Annotated in this window: 19 protein-coding genes; 2 read left to right on the top strand and 17 right to left on the bottom strand. The window is 70.0% G+C overall.

All coding sequences use genetic code 11. The annotated features are described in order from the left end of the window. Positions 1 to 93 precede the first annotated feature (93 nt). Complete coding sequence (locus tag H305_RS0135950; RefSeq protein WP_028804707.1) at positions 94 to 654, top strand: DUF1772 domain-containing protein; 561 nt, start codon at positions 94 to 96, stop codon at positions 652 to 654. Here the strand turns inward: H305_RS0135950 and H305_RS0135945 are convergent. The 17 genes from H305_RS0135945 to H305_RS0135865 all read right to left on the bottom strand — a co-directional run bounded on the left by H305_RS0135945 (position 603) and on the right by H305_RS0135865 (position 18,987). Beyond that, a complete protein-coding gene (locus H305_RS0135945) occupies positions 603 to 1,754 on the bottom strand; it encodes a uroporphyrinogen-III synthase (RefSeq protein WP_028804706.1) in 1,152 nt (383 codons plus the stop codon). The two genes, H305_RS0135950 and H305_RS0135945, sit on opposite strands and share 52 nt — an antisense overlap. 171 nt (positions 1,755 to 1,925) lie before the next feature. Next, positions 1,926 to 3,308 (bottom strand): nitrate/nitrite transporter, encoded by a 1,383-nt coding sequence (locus H305_RS0135940; protein WP_028804705.1) that lies wholly within the window; start codon positions 3,306 to 3,308, stop codon positions 1,926 to 1,928. A gap of 153 nt (positions 3,309 to 3,461) precedes the next feature. Next, complete coding sequence (locus tag H305_RS48080; protein ID WP_037766443.1) at positions 3,462 to 4,613, bottom strand: hypothetical protein; 1,152 nt, start codon at positions 4,611 to 4,613, stop codon at positions 3,462 to 3,464. Positions 4,614 to 4,775: 162 nt separating this feature from the next. Next, a complete protein-coding gene (locus tag H305_RS48075) occupies positions 4,776 to 5,474 on the bottom strand; it encodes a hypothetical protein (RefSeq protein WP_063611379.1) in 699 nt (232 codons plus the stop codon). Beyond that, positions 5,471 to 6,103, bottom strand: a complete 633-nt coding sequence (locus H305_RS48070; protein WP_051371338.1) for a hypothetical protein — start codon at positions 6,101 to 6,103, stop codon at positions 5,471 to 5,473. The genes H305_RS48075 and H305_RS48070 overlap by 4 nt, the downstream gene beginning before the upstream one ends. Positions 6,104 to 6,224: 121 nt before the next feature. Continuing rightward, complete coding sequence (locus H305_RS0135920) at positions 6,225 to 7,574, bottom strand: putative T7SS-secreted protein (protein WP_028804704.1); 1,350 nt, start codon at positions 7,572 to 7,574, stop codon at positions 6,225 to 6,227. Beyond that, positions 7,571 to 7,888, bottom strand: coding sequence for a type VII secretion target (locus tag H305_RS0135915; protein ID WP_028804703.1), 318 nt, complete (start codon positions 7,886 to 7,888; stop codon positions 7,571 to 7,573). The genes H305_RS0135920 and H305_RS0135915 overlap by 4 nt, the downstream gene beginning before the upstream one ends. Before the next feature lie 144 nt (positions 7,889 to 8,032). Continuing rightward, positions 8,033 to 9,064, bottom strand: a complete 1,032-nt coding sequence (locus tag H305_RS0135910; RefSeq protein WP_028804702.1) for a hypothetical protein — start codon at positions 9,062 to 9,064, stop codon at positions 8,033 to 8,035. Continuing rightward, positions 9,052 to 9,702, bottom strand: coding sequence for a hypothetical protein (locus H305_RS0135905; RefSeq protein ID WP_028804701.1), 651 nt, complete (start codon positions 9,700 to 9,702; stop codon positions 9,052 to 9,054). The genes H305_RS0135910 and H305_RS0135905 overlap by 13 nt, the downstream gene beginning before the upstream one ends. Positions 9,703 to 9,913: 211 nt before the next feature. Further along, the gene (locus tag H305_RS0135900; protein WP_028804700.1) at positions 9,914 to 10,588 is read right to left on the bottom strand and encodes a hypothetical protein; all 675 of its coding nucleotides are present in this window, start codon (positions 10,586 to 10,588) and stop codon (positions 9,914 to 9,916) included. A gap of 20 nt (positions 10,589 to 10,608) precedes the next feature. Then, a complete protein-coding gene (locus H305_RS48065) occupies positions 10,609 to 11,295 on the bottom strand; it encodes a hypothetical protein (RefSeq protein ID WP_158690641.1) in 687 nt (228 codons plus the stop codon). Positions 11,296 to 11,319: 24 nt separating this feature from the next. Further along, positions 11,320 to 12,663, bottom strand: coding sequence for a hypothetical protein (locus tag H305_RS0135890; RefSeq protein ID WP_028804699.1), 1,344 nt, complete (start codon positions 12,661 to 12,663; stop codon positions 11,320 to 11,322). Further along, positions 12,660 to 12,983 (bottom strand): hypothetical protein, encoded by a 324-nt coding sequence (locus H305_RS0135885; RefSeq protein ID WP_028804698.1) that lies wholly within the window; start codon positions 12,981 to 12,983, stop codon positions 12,660 to 12,662. Before H305_RS0135885 ends, H305_RS0135890 begins: the two co-directional genes overlap by 4 nt. Positions 12,984 to 13,234: 251 nt before the next feature. Next, the gene (locus H305_RS0135880) at positions 13,235 to 14,542 is read right to left on the bottom strand and encodes an acyltransferase family protein (protein WP_028804697.1); all 1,308 of its coding nucleotides are present in this window, start codon (positions 14,540 to 14,542) and stop codon (positions 13,235 to 13,237) included. Further along, positions 14,539 to 16,749 (bottom strand): glycosyltransferase, encoded by a 2,211-nt coding sequence (locus tag H305_RS0135875; protein ID WP_028804696.1) that lies wholly within the window; start codon positions 16,747 to 16,749, stop codon positions 14,539 to 14,541. The genes H305_RS0135880 and H305_RS0135875 overlap by 4 nt, the downstream gene beginning before the upstream one ends. Continuing rightward, positions 16,749 to 17,618: a hypothetical protein gene (locus H305_RS52890; protein ID WP_158690640.1), complete on the bottom strand. Its 870-nt coding sequence runs from the start codon at positions 17,616 to 17,618 to the stop codon at positions 16,749 to 16,751. The genes H305_RS0135875 and H305_RS52890 overlap by 1 nt, the downstream gene beginning before the upstream one ends. Positions 17,619 to 17,997: 379 nt before the next feature. After that, positions 17,998 to 18,987, bottom strand: coding sequence for a LysR family transcriptional regulator (locus H305_RS0135865; RefSeq protein WP_028804695.1), 990 nt, complete (start codon positions 18,985 to 18,987; stop codon positions 17,998 to 18,000). 83 nt (positions 18,988 to 19,070) lie between these two features. Here H305_RS0135865 and H305_RS48055 point away from each other — a divergent pair, with 83 nt between their 5' ends. Continuing rightward, positions 19,071 to 20,456, top strand: coding sequence for an MFS transporter (locus tag H305_RS48055; RefSeq protein WP_037766439.1), 1,386 nt, complete (start codon positions 19,071 to 19,073; stop codon positions 20,454 to 20,456). Positions 20,457 to 20,870: the final 414 nt, after the last annotated feature.

The raw sequence follows: 20,870 nt of genomic DNA, 5'->3' as shown, positions 1-20,870 counted from the left end.
CGGACCGGGCACCGGCGCGCGCTGGACTTCCGCTTATGCGGCCGCGCGCCTGGGCCATGTCACCTGTTCCGCGGCGCCGGTTGACTGAGGGACATGACGGACAACAGCACGGGGCGGCACAGCTCCGCCGGGGGTGTACTGGGTGCGGCCACGGTCGCGATGGGCCTGATCGCCGGGGTCTTCTACATCTTCGCCTGCGACATCATGCCGTCGCTGGCGCGCAGCGACGACCGCGTCTTCATCGAGGTCATGCAGAACATCGACGACGTGATCCAGAACCCGGTGTTCTTCGTGAGCTTCCTGGGTGCGCCGGTGCTCGCGGCGATCTCCGCATGGCAGTTGCGCGGCACGAAGGGCGGCGCGCGCCGCTGGGTGCTCGCCGCCCTCCTCGCCTACGGACTGGCCTTCCTGGTCACCGTCGCCGTGAACATCCCGCTCAACGACGACCTGGCGAACGCAGGCGACCCGGCGAAGATCGGCGATCCGGCCGCCGTACGGGAGAAGTTCGAGGACACCTGGGTCGCGTGGAACGCCGTACGGGCGGTGCTGTCGACGCTCGCGCTCGCCTTCCTCGCCCGCGCCCTCTTCCTGTGCCGCAGGCCTCACACGTCCGCGTACTTGGAGTCCGCGACCGGGTCGAGCGCGAGCCGGTAACCGCGCTTGACCACCGTCTGGATGAGCTTGGGAGCACCGAGCGCGGTACGCAGCCGGGCCATCGCCGTCTCGACGGCGTGCTCGTCCCGGCCGGCGCCCGGCAGCGCGCGCAGCAGCTCGGCCCGGGCCACCACCCAGCCGGGCCGCCGCGACAGCGCCCGCAGCAGCGACATCCCGGCGGGCGGCACGGGCCGCAGCGTGCCGTCCACCATCACCGCGTGCCCGCGGATCTCCACCCGGTGCCCGGCGATGGGCAACGCCCTTGCGCGTGCCGGGAGTTCCTGGCACAGCAGCTGGACGAGGGGGCCGAGCCGGAAGCGCTCGGGCTGGACGGTGTCGATGCCGCGGGCCTGCAACGGCAGCGCGGTGACGGGCCCGACGCAGGCGGGCAGCACGTCGTGGCCCAGGGCGTCGAGGAGTTCGGGCAGCAGCCCACGGTCCTCCGCCCTCGTCAGCAGGGAGGCGGCGGCCGGCGCGCTGGTGAACGTGAGCGCGTCCAGACCGCGGGTGACGGCCGCGTCCAGCAGCCGGTCGACCGGTCCGAGATCCTCCGGCGGCAGCCACCGGTAGACCGGGACGCCGACGACCTCCGCGCCCGCGGCACGCAGCGACTCCACGAACCCGGGCAGCGGCTCACCGTGCAGCTGGATGGCGATGCGCCGTCCCTCGACCCCCTCCTCCAGCAGCCGGTCCAGCACCTCGGCCATGGACTCGGACGACGGGGACCAGTCCTCGGTCAGGCCCTGGGCCCGGATCGCGCCCTTCACCTTGGGGCCGCGGGCGAGCAGCTCCACTCCGCGCAGTCTGCCCAGCAGGTCCTCGCCGAGCCCCCATCCGTCGGCGGCCTCGACCCAGCCCCGGAAGCCGATGGCCGTGGTGGCCACGACGACGTCGGGCGCCTGGTCGAGCAGTTCCTTGGTGGCGGCGAGCAGTTCGCTGTCGTCGGCGAGCGGCACGATCCGCAGGGCGGGCGCGTGCACCACCGAGGCACCGCGGCGCTGGAGCAGCGCACTGAGCTCGTCGGCCCGGCGCGCGGCGGTCACGCCCACGGTGAATCCGGCGAGGGGACCGTTGTCCGGTCGCTGCTGTTCGTCGTACATGGCTCTCGTCTCGCGCTCGTCGAGTCGTCGTGCGGGGGTGTCCTGCCCGGTGCCGTCGTCCCGGCGGCCCGTTCTCGTCCGCGGCGGCCCGCTGCCGTCCGCGTGTGGCTGATCCGAGCCTGTCAACGTGCCGTGACAGGCTCGGATCGGCTTGATGTCGGGCGTGTTACGTCAGACCTCGGCATAGCTGAGCTGGGGCTTCGCCTCCGTGGTGGCCGTGGCCGGCGCCCCGGCGGCGGCCGGTCGGCGAAGGTATACGGCCCAGGTGACCACGAAGCACACCGCGTAGAAGGCGAGGAAGGTGACGAAGGCGCCGGTGCCGGAGCCGTAGGAGAGGAAGGACTGCCGGAAGGCGAGGTTGATACCGACGCCGCCGAGCGCGCCCACCGCGCCGATGAGTCCCATGGACGCGCCGGACAGCCGCCGCCCGTGCGCGGCCGCCTCCTCCGCGCTCAGTCCCAGGGCGAGGGCCTTCGCCTGGAAGATGCCGGGAATCATCTTGTACGTCGATCCGTTGCCGAGCCCGCTGAGCACGAAGAGCACGACGAACACCGCGACGAACAGCGGGAGCGACTTCTGCATGCCGGCGACGACGAGGACGGCGGTGGCCGCGGCCATGCCCACGAAGTTCCACAGGGTGATCCGGGCGCCGCCGTAGCGGTCGGCGAGCCAGCCGCCGACGGGCCGGATCAGCGAGCCGAGCAGCGGGCCGATGAAGGTGAGGTACGCCGCCTGAAGGGGCGTGCGCCCGAACTGGTTGGTCAGCACCTGACCGAAGGCGAAGCTGTAGCCGATGAACGACCCGAACGTCCCGATGTACAGGAAGGACATGATCCAGGTGTGCCCGTCGCGTGCGGCGTCCTTGGCCGCGCCGGTGTCGTTCTTGACGGAGGCGATGTTGTCCATGAAGACGGCGGCGAGCACCGCGGCCGCCAGGATGAGCGGGATGTAGATCCCGAGGAGCACACGCGGCCCGCCGCTCGTCCCGATGATGGCGAGCGCCACCAGCTGGATGACGGGCACACCGATGTTGCCGCCCCCGGCGTTGAGGCCGAGCGCCCAGCCCTTCTTCCGCAGCGGGAAGAAGGCGTTGATGTTGGTCATGCTGGAGGCGAAGTTCCCGCCGCCGATGCCGGCGAGCAGACCGACGAGCAGGAAGGTGTCGAAGGACGTCCCCGGCTTCATCACCATGAACGCGGCGACGGTCGGCACGAGGAGCAGGCTCGCCGAGACGATCGTCCAGTTCCGGCCGCCGAAGATCGCCACCGCGAAGGTGTACGGCACGCGCACGGCCGCTCCGACCAGCGTCACCACCGACGTGAGCAGGAACTTGTCCGCGGGGGTGAGCCCGTACTCCGGTCCCATGAACAGGACGAGCACCGACCACATGGTCCAGATCGAGAAGCCGATGTGCTCGGAGAGCACCGAGAAGAGGAGGTTCCGCCGGGCGATCTTCTCGCCCTTCTCCTGCCAGAAGGCCTCGTCCTCCGGATCCCATTCCTCGATCCAACGGCCTCCCCTGCTCGGTGCGGGGGCTGTATTAGGGGCTGTCATGACGCCTCCACGGTTCCGGTGCGGTGCGCGTGTCGTCCTGGGGATGACAACCGAAGGTAGGGAGGACGCGTTTCCGGCCCTGTGGCCATGAGTGACCGGAAGGGAACTTTGCTCTCACTCGGGCCCGGGGCCGACGGTGAGGCCCCGACCGGCTCAGACCTGCGGGGGCTGACCGCCGGGAGGCTGGGGGGCCTGGGGCGGCTCGGGCGTCTGGGACTGGGCGTACGGGTTCGGGGGCTGGGCGCCGGGGGGCTGGGGGTTGGCGTACGGGGACGGCGGCTGAGCGCCGGGGGCTTGAGGCTGGGCGTAGGGGGAGGGCGGCTGAGGGGCTTGGGAGTGGGACGGCTGGGGGTGGGGCTGGGGCTGGGCGTACGGGGTGGGCGGCTGGGCACCGGGGGCCTGGTAGGGCGGGGCGGTGGCCGGGTGCGGGCTGCCGTAGGGGCCGGGGGTCTGGGGCTGTGTGTACGGGGTTCCGGACTGGGGGGCGTACGGGGCTCCCGGCTGGGGGACGTACGGGGTTCCCGGCTGGGGCGCGTACGGGGTCCCGGACTGCGGCGCGTGCGGGGTCCCCGGCTGGGGGACGTACGGGGTCCCCGGCTGAGGCGTGTACAGGGTCCCCGGCTGGGGCGCGTAGGAAGCGCCCGGAGCCTGGGCGTAGGGACCTGACCCCGCTCCTGCCCATGCCCCTGCCCCCGCCGCGGCCTGCGCGGCGTACGGCGCCGGCGGCAGGTACCGGACCCGGCCGCCCTCCTCCGTCACCGGTATGAACCCGGCGCTCTGGAGCCGGGCCGCGAACTTCGCGTTGCGTTTGCGCGTGACGACCAGGCCGATGCCGAGGACGACCATGAGCAGTGCCCACAGCGCTCCCGCCACGGTGAAGGCGACGGAGTCCCCGCCCGCACGCACACCCAGGACCACACACCCGACGGTGGCGCCGACCGCCCCGTACAGCATCCGCTTCTCGGCGTGCCTGCCGGTCAGATCGAAGTTGATCCGGGCCTTGAGCAACTCAAGCGCGTCGGGGACGACGGGCGGCAGCGACTCCCCGTCGGCGGCCTTCGGGAACTGCGCCCGGTTCTGCGCGGCGCGCGCCTGGGCCTGCGGGCTGTGGTCGGGCACGATGAGCATGGTGAGGGCGTTGTTCCGCCCGCTCCCCTGCCGCACGTCCGCGTACTCGTAGCCGAACTGCTGGGCGACGAAGGCGAGCCGGGCCAGCTTCTTCACGGAGGCCATGCCGCTGGTGAGCTGCACGGGCTCTCCACCGGACATGAGCTGGAGCATCTTCCGGATCTGTCGCTTGCTCATTCCGCCCCTGCTCCCCGCCCAGCCGCCTGGCTTCCGCCTTCACGTACGCAACTGATCCACGGTGTCATGGCCTCACGTCGCAGCAAAACCACAGACGGCTCACTTGACGTGCCTTTGACGAGCTCTTGGCGCACACGCGTGAACGGAGCGGCACGCATCCCGTCACGACGAGGAATGCCTCTTTTGCGTTGCTTCGTCAGACTTAAACGGATCGTCGAAGCTGACCGTTTCCGTGATTCGCCGAAGGACCGCCCGGTATTGCTCGCGGTGCGCGACAGCGGTCGTGCTCAGGGTGAGAAGCGCGAGTGGCGTACCGTCCGGGTGCGGCAGGTGCGCCTGGATCTGAAGCAGCGATTTTCGAGGGAGCCGGGATTCGTCCGTAGGGGTCCGCACCATCTCGCTGAACGTGGCCGGTCCACAGGCGAGTTCCTCGTACTCGACGTTCGAGTACCCCTCGGCGGTGACCACGGCCCGTGCGGCGGTGAGCCCACGAGGGGCCCAGGAAGCTCTGATCCAGGTGAGGGTGAAGAGGGAGAGCAGTGTGCCGCCGTCACCGCCGCCCCTGTCGTCCCTGTGCAGGCCGAGCGAGGAGTGCACTGTGCCTCCCTTCGCCAGTTCCTGGAACATCCGTCGGCCGAGGTCCAGTTGGCCGAGCACGCGGCGGCGGGCCATTTCGTCGGCAGCCGATGCAAGAAGGGGAGCCAGCGCCTCGTCGGCGACACGGGCCTCGGTGGAACCCTGAGGTGCCACAAGACCGACCAGCGGAACGTCCACGAACCCGGGCGGAGTGACGAACCAGATGCCGTCTCCCGGCGCATGAACGCTGGGGTGCACCACAACGGGCCGTGCAGGTGTGGTCATCGGTTGCCCGCGCTCCCCGTTACCCCCGAATGCACCGCGGCACCGGGATCCGGCACCCCGGCCCGACGGGCCAGCTCGACATCGGCGGCGTCCACCGTCCAGTTCCCCGGCTCACAGCGGCGGTCGAACACCGGCCGCTGGTGGAGAACGTGGAAACGCTTAGGGGTTCTGCCGCCCCGCCCGGGAGCGGCGATGACGGCCAGGTAGCGCGGGTCACCCGCGAACCAGAGGGGCTCGATCTGCGCCCTGCGCACCGAATTGGTACGGGGGCCGTCCATGCGCCTCAGCCACCAGTACGACCGCGTGTGTCTGATGAAGACCATCGGGATCTTCTCCCCGGGATCGGCCGGGCTGCGGAACTCGAACCAGATCCCGTCGTCCCGTGCTCCGGGGTACTTCCCGATTCCACTCGGAACGCCCTTCAGCACCTGCCACGGGTACACACGAAGGACGCGGCGCATCCGCAGGGCCCAGGGGAAATAGGTGAGTTGGACGAAGACGCGGTAGAAGCCGTAGATGAAGTGCGGCATGAAGATCCATACGACCCAGTTCGGGGTGTACGTGGAAATGCCGATCAGTGCGATCCAGCCCCCCGCCCAGCCGAGGAGGCCGCACACGTTCATGACCATGTGCCTCGCCCAAGCCCTGCGGGTCGCCGCATCGTCCCAAGCGGCCGGGTGTCCAGTCGGATACATGCAGTGTTGCCTTCTTGTCTGGTTCTTCAGCCGGCCGCCCTCGCCGACCATGAACTCACTGGAAGAACCGGCGGACCAGATCGACGGTCTCTGCGGCATCGACCGGCCCCAGGAAGACGCCGTCGACGGACGTACCGACGTTCGCGACAGCGTCGCTGTCCAATGTGTCGCTCAGCGACGCCGACAGGCCGTAGGTTGCTGTGGCAAGACCCGCCCACGGGGCCGCCATCTCACCCACTTCCACCGTCCGGGTCACCTGCGGCGCCTTGTGCACGACCCACTCCGTGAAGGGGTTCCTCAGCTCGGAGAACTCCTTGGCCGCCGTCATCGTTTTGCCTCCCGCGGCGGCGAGCCTTTCACCGAGGGTGAGCGCTTCGCCGGCCTCACCAACACCCCGAAGCAATGCAGGTGCCCCCTTCGCAGCGGCTCCGATACCCGGAAGCATCCCGAGGCCGTCGGCAGCCACACCGATCGCGTTGCTCCAGAAGTCCGCGTCGAGCTCCCCCGTGCTCACCCCGTCCCACAGAGAGGCTCGGACAGTCGGATCCGACAGCCGGAGGGCGAACGCCCCCGCGCTCAGCGCCGCTGCAACCATCAGCAGTACGGCTGCCGCAGTACCACCTGAGATCACGAACAGCGCGACGATGCCGATGGCCGCGGCTGTCCAGCTGAGGATGTCCGGCAGATTGTCGACGAGCCAGTCGAGCGTCTTATCGAAGACTCCCGGCTCGTGGGGCGCCAGCTTCTTCGTGGCGTCGTTGATCTTGACCGCTCGGTATCCAGCCGTCCGCTCGTGCTCTTCGGCAAGCTTCCGCGCCTTGCCGACGATCTTGTCGAGGTCCGCCTGGGCGTCGTCGACGGCCTCATTCGCATGGGCCAGCGCCTTCTGCGCGTCGTCATGACGGGCACCCTTCCGGCCCAGGTCGGGGTCGTTCTCCGCCTTGCTCACTCGGCCTTTCGCAGAGTCCAAGGCACTGCGCGCGTCCTTCGCCTCGTCCTCCAGACGCTTGGCCCGGCGCTGAAAGTCGTCGAGCTCGCCTTCCCAGCGGTCGAGTTGCCTGGCCGCCTTGCGGATGGAGTGCGCGGCGTTCTTCAGGTTGAGCGGCAACGGCCCGCCGTCCAGCTGCTCCCGGAAGGCGACGGCCGCGTCACCCTTCCAGTAGCTGCCGTCCATCAGTTTGCTGACGAGGCCGTGCGTCTCCTCAAGGACCTCGGCGCAGTTCGTGAGCTTCTTGTGCAGTGCGCGCACGGTACCGGTGCTTCCCGGCACCGGATTGAAGCCGAGATGCGGATAGCTGGGGTTCGGAATGTGCGGCGACGCCTTGAGCCCTTGCGGCAGATCGCCGTTCTTGCGGGCCGCCGAACCTACGTACGGGTCGGCCTCGATCCCGGGGACGTACGTCACTTGCCCCTGTCCCCCTCGCCGTGGCGGGCCTTCCGCAGCGCTTCCTCGAGCGCCTTGTCCACTTCGCGGTAGCTGTCCCTGCTCTGACCGATGATCTTCGCAAGGTCTTCCGTCTGCTCGCCGATCTGCTCCGCACCGTACTTCCAGTCGTTCTGGAAGTCTTCGCACGCGGAATCGAGGTTGTCGGTCCCCAGCCCCGTGACCGACGCGTTGCTAAGCGCCCTGCGTAGGCCGTCCAGCGAAGTGCTCGACTTCTTCAGCATCTTCATGAAGTGATGGAGCTCATCACCGTCGACAGCCAGCCTTTCCGCCACGCACTCCGTCCGTCCTCTTGCTTCGGCAACCGGAATCATGCCACCCGATTGCCGTGGCGGGCGCTCCCGCTCGGGTAGGCACCCGCCACTGCCTTCGGTGACCAGCACCGACAACCCCCACGGGGCAGGTCGATGACCTGGTCGTCAGCGATTGACGGCCTGGATCTCCTGGACGACGACGTCCTGTTCCGCGCCGAACGTGCCGTCCGGGAGGTCGTCGCCGGTGTTGCCGGTGCCCGTCCAGTGGATCTTCCAGGTGATGGTCGCCCTGAGCTTGTACGAGCCGTCGCCCGACGAGCGCAGGTACTGCACCCCGCAAGGCGGCGTCTCGTCCGACTTCCCCTTCGCGTACGCCTCCCCGATCCGGCCGCCCTTGATCTCACAGACACCGGAGGCCGGGTAGGTGGTGGCGTCTTCGGTGCCGGGTTCGATCTTCAAGGAGACGGGCTCCGCGGTGGTGGTCGCCTCGATGCCGAGCACTGGCACGGATGCGGTTACGGAGACGGGCTTGAAATCGGCTGCGTTCAACCAGGCCCAGGTGGGCAGATTCACCTTCGTGGTGCCGTTCGGCGCGAGCTGGACCTTGGTCGAAGGGACCCTGATCTCGGCGTAAGCCAGTTGAGCGAGAATCTCCGGGGTGATGGCGTTCTCGACATCGGCGGGCGGAGCATCGCCCTTGTCTACCCAGAAGATGGGCTCAGTGCATGCGTCCCAACCGGGCGGGAAATCCTCGTTGACGTACGAGTCCCACCAGTAGCCCTTGTCTGCCTTGTCCTTGTTGAAGTCCTTGTACGGATGCCCGTCGACGTACCGGTTGCGCTGGCTCAAATCCCACTGAGGGCCGGTCGACTCTGCACTCCAGATCGGCTCCAGGTACTTCTGGAGCTGGGCAGGCGTGTATTTGGGCGCGTAGTAGCAGGCGGGGGGTGTCCAGGAGGTCGTCGACGTCACCGGGCCGGCGGACGGACCGGAACCGTTCTTCGACCGATCGAAGACGATTCCCCCTGCCGTCGCCGACAGCTTGTCGCCGTCCACCTGACCGGAGGGCTTGTTCTGCGAGCCGTTGTCCGTACTCCCGCCCCACCCTTGATCCGCGTGCGCAGGGCCGGTAATCCCGATCACGGTCAGGAGACCTGCCGCGAGGAGCCATGAACTCCTCCGAATCAGGGCTGGCACTTGGAACTCCCCCTCTGCGACGTCATACGCTCGGTGACCCAGACCCCGCTCTTGTTCTTGCGCAGGACACCGGCGTAGATCACGTAGCTGTTCTTGGTCACCGGCGTCACTTCGGTCTTGCCGGTCTTCAGATACTTGTTGTACGCCTTGCTCTGATCCCCGCAGTAGACAAGAGCCGCCGTCCCGTCGTCCTTGACGGTCACACTCTCGTTGTAGAACCGGGTTGTCCCAGTGGTACGAGCCTTGTGGTCGATGAACTCCTGGATGTACTGCTCGCTACCCGCAGCTGCTGTTCCCTCGCTGTAGAACCGGTACCCCTTGTCCAGGGCGTCCTGGTTGGCGATGGCCATGTCCACCGCCTTGATGCGCTGCTCCGAATCGTTCAGCACAGCGTCCTTGTCGGCGTCACCGGTCTGCTTCCACTGGAAGTCGTACTTGACGTCGGACGGCACCTCGATCTTCGGCCGCCCTGCGGCAGTCGGCGCGCTCGGCGACGCCGACGCCTCACTCCCCGTGTCGGCCCCAGCGATCTTGTCGTTGCCCTTCGAGCTGCCGTCGCTCCCGCCGCAGGCGGTGAGGAGGAGAGCCGCAGCCGCACCGACGGCGGCTGTGGTGAGCAGGCGAGGACGGCGATTCACGGCGGGCTCCTGATGGGACGAATGGGATCTGGAGAGCAGCGACACGCTATCGGTGACGCGTGAGGCGACACCAGAGCGAATTGCATACACGTAGGGAACAAGCCACTCAAAGCAGCCCGCACTATGCCCAATACATCTCCGAAACTGCCCCCTGAGTGACGCAAACAACCAGGCGCCGAGGGTGAGTTGGCCACCGCAAAGGGCTCCGCCGTCACTTCGTCGTGCCCTGCCTCCGTTCCAGCGGATCGTCGAAACTGACCAGCTCCGCCATCTGCCGGAGGATCAAGCGGTACTGCTCCCGATAGGCGGTGGCCGTCGTGCTCATCGTCAGGACGACCAGACGTCTGCAGTCCGGGTGCGGCACATAGGCGTGGATCTGGAGCAGCGGGACCCGGGGAAGGCCACTGCAAGCAGAAGGAGTGAGCGTGGTCTCGCTCAGTGCCGCTGGCCCACAGGGCAGTTCGACGTACTCGATGCGCGTGTGCCCCTCGGCGGTGGCGACAGCACGGGCCGCCGTGGCACCCCTCGACGCGACCGCCGTCTGCTTCCACGAGACCGTGAAGAGGGACAGCAACGACGAGCCACCCCCTACGACATCGTCACGGTGCAGGCCGATCGAGCAGTGCACGGTGCCGACCTCGCCAAGAGCTCCCAGCAGTTGCTGCCCCTGCGCCAAGTGGGCGAGGAACACCTGGCGAGCCATCTCGTCGGGCGCCGCGTCGAGTAAGGGCGCGAGGGCCCTGCGTACTTTCCCGTCGCGGACGTCGGGCGCGGAGAGCAGGGCGCCCATGGGAACGGCCACGAAACCCGCCGGCTCCGCGAACCAGACGTCGGCGTCGGGGTCCCTGGCCGAATCGGCAACAGCGAGATAGGAGGCCGTGGTCATCAAGTCCTGTCCATCGCAGATCAGTTCGGACGCGGAAACGGCCGCACGGATTCGGGCACGTGCGCTCCGGCGCGACGGGCGCGTTCCAGTGCAGCAGGGCAGGCGTTCCAGTGGACCGGATCTGCACCCCGGCGGCCCGCAGCCGCGCGCTGATAGAGCAGGTGCAACCTCTTGGGGCCCTTGCCGCCTCGGCCGGTGGCCGCGACTACCGCGACGAAACGAGGGTCTCCGGCGAACCAGAGCGGCTCGATCTGAGCCTTCAGCTCCGGCTTCGTACGGGTCGTTCCGAAACGCCGCATCCACCAGAAGGTGCGCATCGTCGACAGGAACGGCAGCGGAATCCGCTCCTCGGGGTCCTCCGGGTTGGGCAGTTCGAACCACATCGCGTCGTCCTGGAGCCCGGGGTGCTTGTTCCGGCCAAGGGGAACATCCGTGAGGAACTGCCACGGGTATTGCCAGAGGACACGCTGGATCTGGATCGACGGGCCGAGGTAGGCGAGTTGGAGGACGGCGCGGAAGGTGGCGTACACAAGCAGGAGGAGGAAGGCCCAACCGATCCAGCGTGGTGTGGCCACAACGAGGAACAAACTCCCCAACCAAGTGGCGACCCATCCGACCAAGCGCATAACGATCAAGACCATGTGCTGTCCCCACGCCCGTCTCGTCGATGGATGATGCCAGGCCGTGGGGTATTCGGTCGGATGCATGCGCACTCCTCTCCGTTCCGGGGCTCAGAAAACATGACGGGCGACACTGACGATCCCGCCCGCGTCGAGGCCGAGCCGGGATCCGTCGACACCTGCCACGGACCCGTCCTTGATACCGTCGTCGTCGGTGTCCACGGCGGTCATGACCAGGCCGAAACCTGCCGTGGCGACACCGGTGGAGGCAGAGGTGACCTCGATCGCCCTGGTGATCTGTGCCGCCCGGGCACCTCGCAGCGTGACGCCGAGCAGTGCATTGTCCAGGCCCGAAATGGACTTCGCCTGCTCCATCGTGCTGCTCCCGACACGGGCCAGACGCTGACCGAGCGTGAAAACCTCCCCCGCCTCGCCTGTGGCCCGCAGAGCGGTCTCGACCCCTTTGCCCACCGCGCCGACTCCGGGCACCAGGCCCAGGGCATCTCCACCGACAGTGACCAGATTGCTCCAGAAGTCCGTGTCGAGCTCCCCCTTGGTGAAGCCGTCCCACAACGAGGCGCGCATCGCTGGATCACCGATCGCCCTCATCGCCAGTGACGCGCCGCTCAAGACCGAGGCCGCAATCAACAAAACCGCCGCAGCCGTCCCGCCCGACACCACGAACAGGGCCGCCAGTCCGATGACGGCGCCCACCGTGCTGAGAATGTCCGGCAGGTTCTCCCCCACCCAGTCCAGCGCCTGATCGAAGGCGCCCGGCTCGTGAGGGGCGAGTTTCTTCGTCGCGGCGCGGATTTTGGATGCGCGGTGCTGGGCCTGGTGTTCGTGTTCGACGGCGAGCTTCCGGGCGCGGGCGCGGATCTTTTCGAGTTCGGCCTCGGCGTGCTCGACGGCGGCGTTCGCCTTGGCGCGGGCCTTTTGCGCCTCGTCCCGCCGGGCACCCTTTCCCTGCAGGTCGGGGCTGGTCTCCGCCGTGGCGGCGTGGCCCTTCGCCCGGTCCACGGCGGCCTGCGCCTCCCCGGCGTCGTCCTCCAGCCGCCTCGCCCGGCGCTGGAAGTCGTCGAGTTCGCCCTCCCAGCGGTCGAGCTGCCGGGCCGCCTTGCGGATGGAGTGCGCGGCGTTCTTCAGGTTCAGCGGCAGCGGGCCTCCGTCGAGCTGCTCGCGGAAGGCGACGGCGGCGTCGCCCTGCCAGTAGCTGCCCTCCATGAGCCTGGTGACCAGTTCGTGCGTCTCTTCGAGTACCCTCGCGCAGCCGCCGAGCTTCTTGCGCAGGCCGCGTACGGTGCAGGTGCTGCCCGGCACCGGGTTGAAGCCGAGGTGCGGATGGTCGGGGTGAGGGATGCGCGGGGCGGACTTGAGTCCCTGCGGCCGGCCGAGGTCGGCCCGGGAGCGCGGGTCGAGAGCCGCTCCCGATCCCCCGGCGGGCCGGTGCGTCATCGCCCGCCCCCGGCGCCGGCCCCGCCCGTCCGGGACTTCCGCAGGGCCTCCTCCAGCGCCCTGTCCACCTCGCGGTAGCTGTCCTTGCTCCTGCCGATGATCTCGGCGAGGTCCTCGGTCTGTTCGCCGATCCGCTCGGCGCCGTACTTCCAGTCGTCCTGGAAGTCTTCGCAGGCGCAGTCGAGGTCGTCGGTGCCCAGACCCGTGACCGTGGCGTCCTCCAGGGCCCTGCGCAGCCCCTTGAGCGAGTCGCCCGACTTCCTGAGCATCTTCATGAAGTGCGCCAGCTCGTCGCCGTCGACAGCCAACCGCTCCGCCACGCGTGCTTCCTCTCTGCGGGAAAGGTCCGCTTTCGGGACACGCGGAACGACACCAGAGCTGGTCACGTCGACGCGAGCGACAAGTCGGGCAATTCACTACAGAACGCGAGTAATTCCAGGTGGGAAACCTTCGATCGGGTGACATGAAGCGAGGGGCGGGACATGTCGTCCCGCCCCTCGGCATGAGGTCACCTCAGCCCGGCCACCTCGACCCAGGTCACCTGGGCCCCGGGCCACACCGTCGGGTCGCGCTACCCCCGGTGCGAGGCCGCGCGGCCGGTCCGGCCCCGGGAGCGGCCCTTCTTCACCCCGTTCGGCCACAGTCGAGGACTCCGCTTCGCCGCGATGTCCTCGATCCAGCCGAAGGCGAGGATCGTCAGCCCGATCAGCGGCCAGACGAGGACGAACATCCACAGCATGTACGTCGAGTCGAGGGCCGCCGTGGCGCGCTCGCTCTCCATGAAGGGGAGGTTGTACACCTGGTCGATGATCGGGACCGTGGCCATGATCAGCATGTTGTGCCACAGGTAGATCGTGACGGCACGGTTGTTGGACAGGGTGACGAGCTTGTCCCACTTGGCCAGGCGGCCTGGGAGTTCCTGCCAGGACGGCGAGTACTGGAGCAGGATGACGACGAAGCCGAACGACCAGGTGGCCTGGGCCAGCGGGATGTCGTTCAGGTCCCAGCCGTCCGGGCCGAGGTGGCCCGAGGCCCACCACAGGCCGAACGCCATGACGAGGGCCGAGCAGGACACGGCGACGTAGCGGGGCACACGTTGCAGGACGCCCTCGTGGTGGGCGAAGCCGAGGACCCAGCAGCCGCCGTACACGGCGAAGTCCGTGATCGTGTTGCCCGTCTCGCCGGGGATCGTCACGATGCCGGTGCCGACGACGGCGGTGAGCGCGAGCGGGAAGAAGAGCGTCGCCCACGGCACCCGGCGGAACGCCCACAGGAGCAGCGGCGACGCCACCACGAACCACAGGTACGCCCGCAGGTACCAGAGCGGGCCGACCGCCTGGACCGCCCACGTGTCCTCCAGAAGGCCCGCCTTGTCCCCGATGTGCCAGGGGAACGGCGGCGCGCCGAACGGGAAGACGTAGTTGATCATCTCGACCAGGCCCCAGGTGCCGCCGTGGTCGGGGTCCTTGGTCACGCTCCAGCCGCCGGCGAACATCAGGACGAGCGCCACCGCGCTGAACGCCCACAGGGGCGGCAGCAGTCGGCGGACCCGGCCGCGGATCACGCTGAACGCCGGGCGGTTGAGCGAACGCGCCATCAGGGAGCCGGCCAGCGCGAACATCACGCCCATGGAGGGGAACAGGACCGTCAGCCACGCCCAGCCGAAGAGGTGGTACACGACCACGCGGACCAGGGCGATGGAGCGCAGCAGGTCCAGGTAGCGGTCGCGGCCCGGGCGGCGCGGCGCGGACGGCGCCGGCGGCTCCGGCTGCGCGGAGGGGCCGGGCCGCTGGTGCGACGGCTGGTGCGGGATGGAGACCCGCGGTGCGCCGAGCGGCGGCGTCGGGGTGGCTCCCGTCGTGTACTCGTGCGTCGTCATCCCACCGGCCTCCGATCGTCACCGCTGTGTGCCGCCCGCTGCCGCGGGATCGCCCCCGGCGCCTCCACCACTCCGGTGCGCCGCAGCTTCTGCCAGCGCAGACGGCCTCCGGTGAGGGCGGTGATCCAGGACTGGAGCAGCACCACGTACATCAACTGCCGGTAGAGGATCTGCTGGAGGGGGAGGGAGATCAGGTGTGTCATGCGCTCTCTGTCCAGCCGGAAGGCGTACGCGGCGCAGGCGGCCTGGACGGCCAGGACGCCCAGCCAGGCGACGATCGTCTTCTGGGTCGGGCCGAAGACCACGCCGTAGAGGAGGAAGACGTCGATCAGGGGGGCGAGCAGCGGGGCCAGCACCATGAAGAGCGAGACGAGCGGCAGGCCGACCCGGCCGAAGCGGCCCGACGGACCGCGTTCGACCAGGGCCTTGCGGTGCTTCCAGATCGCCTGCATGGTGCCGTACGACCAGCGGTAGCGCTGGGACCACAGCTGCTGGACGGACTCGGGCGCCTCCGTCCAGGCGCGTGCCTTCTCCGCGTACACCACGCGCCACCCGTCGCGGTGCATCGCCATGGTGATGTCGGTGTCCTCGGCGAGCGTGTCGTCGCTCATCCCGCCGACCCGTTCCAGGGCGGAGCGGCGGAAGGCTCCGACCGCGCCCGGGATCGTGGGCATGCAGCGCAGGATGTCGTACATGCGGCGGTCGAGGTTGAAGCCCATCACGTACTCGATGTGCTGCCACGCGCCGATCAGCGAGTCGCGGTTGCCGACCTTCGCGTTGCCGGCGACCGCGCCGACCTGGGGGTCGGCGAAGGGCTGGACGAGTTCACGGACGGTGGCCGGTTCGAAGACGGTGTCGCCGTCCATCATCACGATGATGTCGTACCGGGCGTTCGCGAGGCCCCTGTTGAGGGCGGCGGGCTTGCCCGCGTTCAGCTGGCGCACGACGCGTACGTTCGGCAGGCGCAGGTTCTCGACGATCCGCGCCGTGCCGTCGCTCGAACCGTCGTCGATGACGATGACCTCGATGGGGTGCTCGCTCGCCATCAGTGAGTGCACGGTGTTCTCGATGCACTTGGCCTCGTTGTACGCCGGGACCAGCACCGAGACCGGTTCGGTGATCGGCATCGGGCCCCAGCGGAAGGTGCGGCGCCGCACCCGGCGCGCGTGCGCGGCGGACAGCAGGAGCATCAGGCCGAAGCGGGTGAAGACGAGGACACCGGTGATCGCGATGCCGACGACGAGGGCGTCGGTGATCCCGTCGGAGGCGCCGACCAGGAAGATCCACGCCCTGCCCTTCCACAGGTCGAGGCCGGTGACGGGGGTGTGCGCGCTGGGCGCGTTGAGCGCCTCGGTGAGGTTCTTGAACTCGTAGCCCTGCTTCTGGAGCTGGGGCAGGAACCGGTCGAGCGCCTGCACGGTCTGATGGCGGTCGCCGCCGGAGTCGTGCATCAGGACGATCGCGCCCTTGCCGCCCTTGGGGGTGGCCCGGCGGATGATCTCGTCGACGCCCGGCTTCTGCCAGTCCTCACTGTCGGTGTTGTTGACGACGGTGATGTAGCCGCGCGTGCCGATGTACTGCGTCACCGGCCAGGACTTGTCGTCCATGGCGTCGGCGAAGGAGGAGTACGGCGGGCGGAAGAGGGAGGTGCGGATGCCCGCCGCGCCCTCCAGCGCCAGCTGGTTCTGGGACAGCTCCCAGTCGATGCGCTTCTTGGACTGGTACGAGAGGTCGGGGTGGTTGAAGGTGTGCAGGCCGACCTCGTGGCCCTCGTCCACCATGCGGTGCACGAGTTCGGGATAGCGCGAGGCCATCGTGCCGGTGACGAAGAAGACGGCGTGCGCCTGGTGCGCCTTGAGGACGTCCAGGACCTTGGGGGTCCACTCGGGGTCGGGGCCGTCGTCGAAGGTGAGGACGAGCCGGTGGTCCGGCACGCTCATGCTGGTCGTGCGGCCGCTGCGGGTGTCGATGACCGGGCCGCCCTCGAGGATCTTCTCCGGCACCTTGTCGGTGGCGGCCTCGGGCCGGACGCGGTGGTCGGCGAGGATCTCGCTGTGGACGTAGCCGCGCAGCATCAGCATCGCCATCAGGGCGACGAGGAGGAGCAGCGGCAGCAGGAGGCGCAGGGGGATGCGGCGGCGCCGGGCTTGGGGGGCCGCGCGACGCGGGGTGCGTGCGGGGCCGTGACGGCTGGTGCGGGATGCCATCAGAGGACGTTCTCCGGGGACGAAAAGGCGTACGAGGAGCTGTCGGCAGCCGGCTGCCCGAGCTCCGGGAAGGTCTGTTCGACGGACGCGGGGGCACCGTGGGCGACGGCGTCGGTGCCGGCACCCGCGCCGCCCGCGGTCTCGGTCGGATCGGCCGTGGGGCCGCCGGTGTCCGTCGGGCCGGCGGTCGTGGGTTCGACCACCGGGTCGGTCGGATCGGGGTCCGGGTCCGGCTTCTTGGTGGTGCTGGTGCCGGATCCCGGCTTCTTGGTCGTGGACGTCGTGGGGTCCGGGTCGGCGGACGTGCCGGGGGCGGCCGCGCTGCCCGAGGCGCCCGGCGTCGGGCTCACGCCCGCGGACGGCGTGGTGCCGTCGCTCGCCGTGGCACTCGCGCCGGGCGAGACGCTGCCGGTGACGGACGGGTCCACCGAGCCGGTGGGCAGCGGCGAGCTGTCGACCTGGCCGGCGGGCGGGTCGTCCTCCTGACCCGGCACGGGGAGCCAGGGCGCGTCGGAGCTGCCCGACAGGAGCGTGGCGACGATGACGACGGCGTAGACCGCGCAGGCGAGGCCCACGAGGATGCCGAGGCGGCGGAAGCGGCGGCTGCGGCGGCCCGACTCGTCGACGAAGACGGGCCCGTCCGAGCCGTCCTGGGCGCCGGGAGCGTCCTTGGCCTGCTTGACGAGCCACTCCTCCAACTGCCGTCCGGCGCCGTCGAGCTGGACGGTGACCTCGTGCGGGTCGTGGGTGTGGCCGGGGTCGTCGGGGTGTTCCCAGGACGTCCGGTCGTCGGTCCGGGCCGCGAGCGGGCGGTCCGGTCCGCCGGGGGCGGCGGAGGAGAGAAGTCGGGTCTCCGGCTCGTCGCTCATGGAGTGCGCGGCGGACGGGAACGGGCTGACACCGCGGGTCGCGGGCCAGGACGCGGTGGGGCCGGTCGCCTCCGGCCAGGACGCCGTTCTGCCGGCCGCGTCGGGCCAGACGACGGCATCGTCGGCTGCTGTCCCGGGTGACGGATCGGCTCCGCGCCCCTCGCCCTGATCGACATCACGCCGACCCGGTTGGGCATCTTTCCGCCAGTTTTCCACGCGCACGCACATCCCCCCACGGGACAGTTCTCGGGTGCGCAACGACTCCGGGCACTCCACGTTCGCCGTCGGACCGGGCCCCCACCCAGCCCGAGCGCCCCCCTTATCACACTGTGCCCGGAGGAAGAATGTAGCGCACGCGGCGGAGACGTGCGCTTGCAGCTCATGTATGGCTCATCATGATGAGTGCATCCGTGGCTGGAATCCACCCATTCTCGGGGCGATGCAGCCATCCTTCCTCGGCCGCGAGTTCGACGGCGGCTCGTCGAAGCGCGTCAATCCCGGGATGCACCAGCCCCTTCCGCCACACCAGCGACAGGGGTGACAGGGGAACGGGGTCGACCAGAGGCCGCAGCACCGTTTCAGGCATGGCCGGAAACTCCACGACGGCGAGGACGGGGTTCCGGTTCTTGGCCATGATCCGCCGGAACTCCTCGGCTCCCACGGCCATCGGAGCGGGCGGCGCGAGCGCGATCCCACGTCCCTCGAACAGGTGATGGGCCAGGTCGGTCCATTCCAGCGTCCGGGAGTTGCCCGCCCCCGCGTACACGGTCTCGCCCGCGAGCGCGGCGAGCGGGACCTCCTCCAGCGCGGCCAGCGGGTGGTCTTCGGGCAGCAGGACGGCCATCGGCTCGTACCGTACGGGCTGCTGTTCCAGGCGGGCCCGCACCGCGGGGTCGAGCCCGGCGAACCGGCCGAACGACGCGTCCAGCCGGCCGGTGAGCAGATCCTGCGCCGCGCCCGTGAGGCCGCTCTCGAAGCGGGCCATGAGCTCGCTGTCGGGCGCGAGTTCACGGGCCCGGTCGAGGACGCGGCCCGTGGCGAGTCCGGGGGTGTTGACATCGACGAGCAGCGGACGCTGGTCCTGTCCGCGCACGAACGCGGACAGCAGGGCCTCGTGCGCGGCGAGCACCCGCCGCGCGTACGGCAGCAGGCGCTCCCCGTCCGCGGTCAGCGTCACCTGGCGCGTGGTCCGTGAGAACAGCTGCGCGCCGAGTTCCCGCTCCAGCCGCCGGACGTCCCGGCTCAGGGCCTGCTGGGCCACGTACAGCCGGGCGGCGGCGCGGGTGAAGTGCAGTTCCTCGGCGACGGCGAGGAAGGCGTGGAGCAGGCGCGGGTCGAGATGACCGCCGGCGGGTGACGGAACAGGCATCACGCGAACCTACAACCCAGGTGCGTCAATCACCACGGACAAGGTGTTGGACCTCGTGATCCGCTCCGAGCGACGGTTGATCCATGCCGCACCAGCCCGCCCCCGGCCCGACTCCCGCGCCACCTTCACCCGCCCCCGGCCCGACTCCCGCGTCGTCAGCGCCCGTCCTCGACCCCGTGCCCGCGCCGCCTTCGCCCGCCGCCGAGCACGCGCCGAGCCGGTCCGCCCGGACGCGGACGCCCCGGGGCCGGACCCCGTATCACCGTCTCTTCGCCGTCCCGGGCGCTCGTGCCTTCACCGCCGGGAACCTGATGGCCCGGCTGCCCATGGGGATGTTCAGCGTGAGCGCGGTCATCATGATCGCGGGCTCGCGCGGCTCGTACGCGCTGGCCGGGGCGGTGACGGCGACCGGGCTGGCGGCGACCGCGGTGGTCGCCCCCTGGACCGCGCGCCTCGTCGACCGGCACGGGCAGGCCCGGATTGCCGTGCCCGCCACCTTGTTCGCCCTGCTGGGCGGCATCGCACTGGTGCTGTGCGTGCGCTGCGGCGCGCCCGACTGGACACTCTTCGCCGCGTACGCCGCCACGGCCACGACGCCCAACACGGGCGGCATGTCCCGGGCCCGGTGGGCGCATCTCCTCAAGGGGGACCCGGCTGCGCTGCACACCGCGAACTCCTTCGAACAGGCCGCGGACGAGCTGTGCTTCATGCTGGGGCCGGTGCTCGCGGCGTTCCTGTGCGGGACGTTCTTCCCGGAGGCGGGCACGCTGGCCGCCGGCGCCCTGCTGATCACGGGCGTGCTGGTCTTCGCGGCGCAGCGCGCCACGGAGCCGCCGGCCCAGCGGCGCACGAAGGCCCCGTCCCCGGCGCTGTCGCCCGGCATGCCCCCGCTGCTGCTGTGCTTCCTGGCCACCGGTGCGGTCTTCGGTTCGATGGAGGTGGTCACGATCGCGTTCGCGGACGCCCAGGGGCACAAGTCGGCGGCGGGCGCGGTCCTGGCGCTCCAGGCGGCGGGTTCGTGCGTGGCGGGTCTGCTGTTCGGCACGGTGCGGCCGGCAGGTCCCGCCGAGCGGCTCTTCCCGCGCTGCGTCGCCGCGATGGCGGCCCTGTTGACGCTTCCCCTGCTCGCGGCCTCCCTGACCGGATCGCTGCCGGTTCTCGCGGGCGCGCTGCTCGTGGCGGGGATGGCCACCGCGCCGACCATGGTCACCGGCATGACCCTGGTCCAGGCCCGCACGCCCGAGGGCCGGCTGAACGAGGGCATGACCCTCGCGGTGACGGGTCTGCTGGGCGGGATCGCCGGGGGTTCGGCGGCGGGCGGATGGGTGGTGGAGCGTGTGTCGGCGACCGCGGGCTACGGCGTTCCGCTCGCCGCGGCGACGCTGGCGCTCCTGATCGCGGTGGCCGGTGCCGTCCTGCACACGCGTCGCGCCGCGCACCGGCGGGCCGGAGCGGCCCACCACGCGTAGGACAGCGGCCCGCCGCGTGCGGGGCGAGGCGCCGCCAGCACCCGGCCTCTCACGGAAGGGCCGAAGAGAGGGGCCATGCCACCGCAACCCCCTCCGGCCCGCACCCGGCCTCCCACGGAAGGGGCCGTGCCGGTGAATCACATACCCGTTGCGGACGGCAACACGAACCCACCGCACCGACACACCGGACCACACGACGGCTGCAACGGGCGGATCACCGGCACGGACCCGACCCACCCACCGGACGGCCCCGATCGAGCGCCGTGCCGTCCACGATCGAGCGCCGTGCCGTCCGGCCCGTCGAACCCGCGCCCCAATTCCGGCGCACCCCATTGACGCGCCCACGGCCCCCACATACCTTCCCCCGTCGAAGCGCTTCGACGTCACGCATCGAAACGATTCGACGATTGTTGC

The organism is Streptomyces sp. 142MFCol3.1 (genome assembly GCF_000424945.1).
GTDB classification, from domain to species: Bacteria; Actinomycetota; Actinomycetes; order Streptomycetales; family Streptomycetaceae; genus Streptomyces; species Streptomyces siamensis.
Note: the sequence above shows the minus strand (reverse complement) of the source record. Positions and strands in the feature narration are given on the sequence as shown.

Bases quoted from the DNA above. Each gene is read 5' to 3' on its own strand.
- H305_RS0135950 (WP_028804707.1), top strand. From the start codon at position 94: ATGACGGACAACAGCACGGGGCGGCACAGCTCCGCCGGGGGTGTACTG.
- H305_RS0135945 (WP_028804706.1), bottom strand. From the start codon at position 1,754: ATGTACGACGAACAGCAGCGACCGGACAACGGTCCCCTCGCCGGATTC.
- H305_RS0135940 (WP_028804705.1), bottom strand. From the start codon at position 3,308: ATGACAGCCCCTAATACAGCCCCCGCACCGAGCAGGGGAGGCCGTTGG.
- H305_RS48080 (WP_037766443.1), bottom strand. From the start codon at position 4,613: ATGAGCAAGCGACAGATCCGGAAGATGCTCCAGCTCATGTCCGGTGGA.
- H305_RS48075 (WP_063611379.1), bottom strand. From the start codon at position 5,474: ATGACCACACCTGCACGGCCCGTTGTGGTGCACCCCAGCGTTCATGCG.
- H305_RS48070 (WP_051371338.1), bottom strand. From the start codon at position 6,103: ATGGTCATGAACGTGTGCGGCCTCCTCGGCTGGGCGGGGGGCTGGATC.
- H305_RS0135900 (WP_028804700.1), bottom strand. From the start codon at position 10,588: ATGACCACGGCCTCCTATCTCGCTGTTGCCGATTCGGCCAGGGACCCC.
- H305_RS48065 (WP_158690641.1), bottom strand. From the start codon at position 11,295: ATGCATCCGACCGAATACCCCACGGCCTGGCATCATCCATCGACGAGA.
- H305_RS0135890 (WP_028804699.1), bottom strand. From the start codon at position 12,663: ATGACGCACCGGCCCGCCGGGGGATCGGGAGCGGCTCTCGACCCGCGC.
- H305_RS0135880 (WP_028804697.1), bottom strand. From the start codon at position 14,542: ATGACGACGCACGAGTACACGACGGGAGCCACCCCGACGCCGCCGCTC.
- H305_RS0135875 (WP_028804696.1), bottom strand. From the start codon at position 16,749: ATGGCATCCCGCACCAGCCGTCACGGCCCCGCACGCACCCCGCGTCGC.
- H305_RS52890 (WP_158690640.1), bottom strand. From the start codon at position 17,618: ATGAGCGACGAGCCGGAGACCCGACTTCTCTCCTCCGCCGCCCCCGGC.
- H305_RS0135865 (WP_028804695.1), bottom strand. From the start codon at position 18,987: ATGCCTGTTCCGTCACCCGCCGGCGGTCATCTCGACCCGCGCCTGCTC.
- H305_RS48055 (WP_037766439.1), top strand. From the start codon at position 19,071: ATGCCGCACCAGCCCGCCCCCGGCCCGACTCCCGCGCCACCTTCACCC.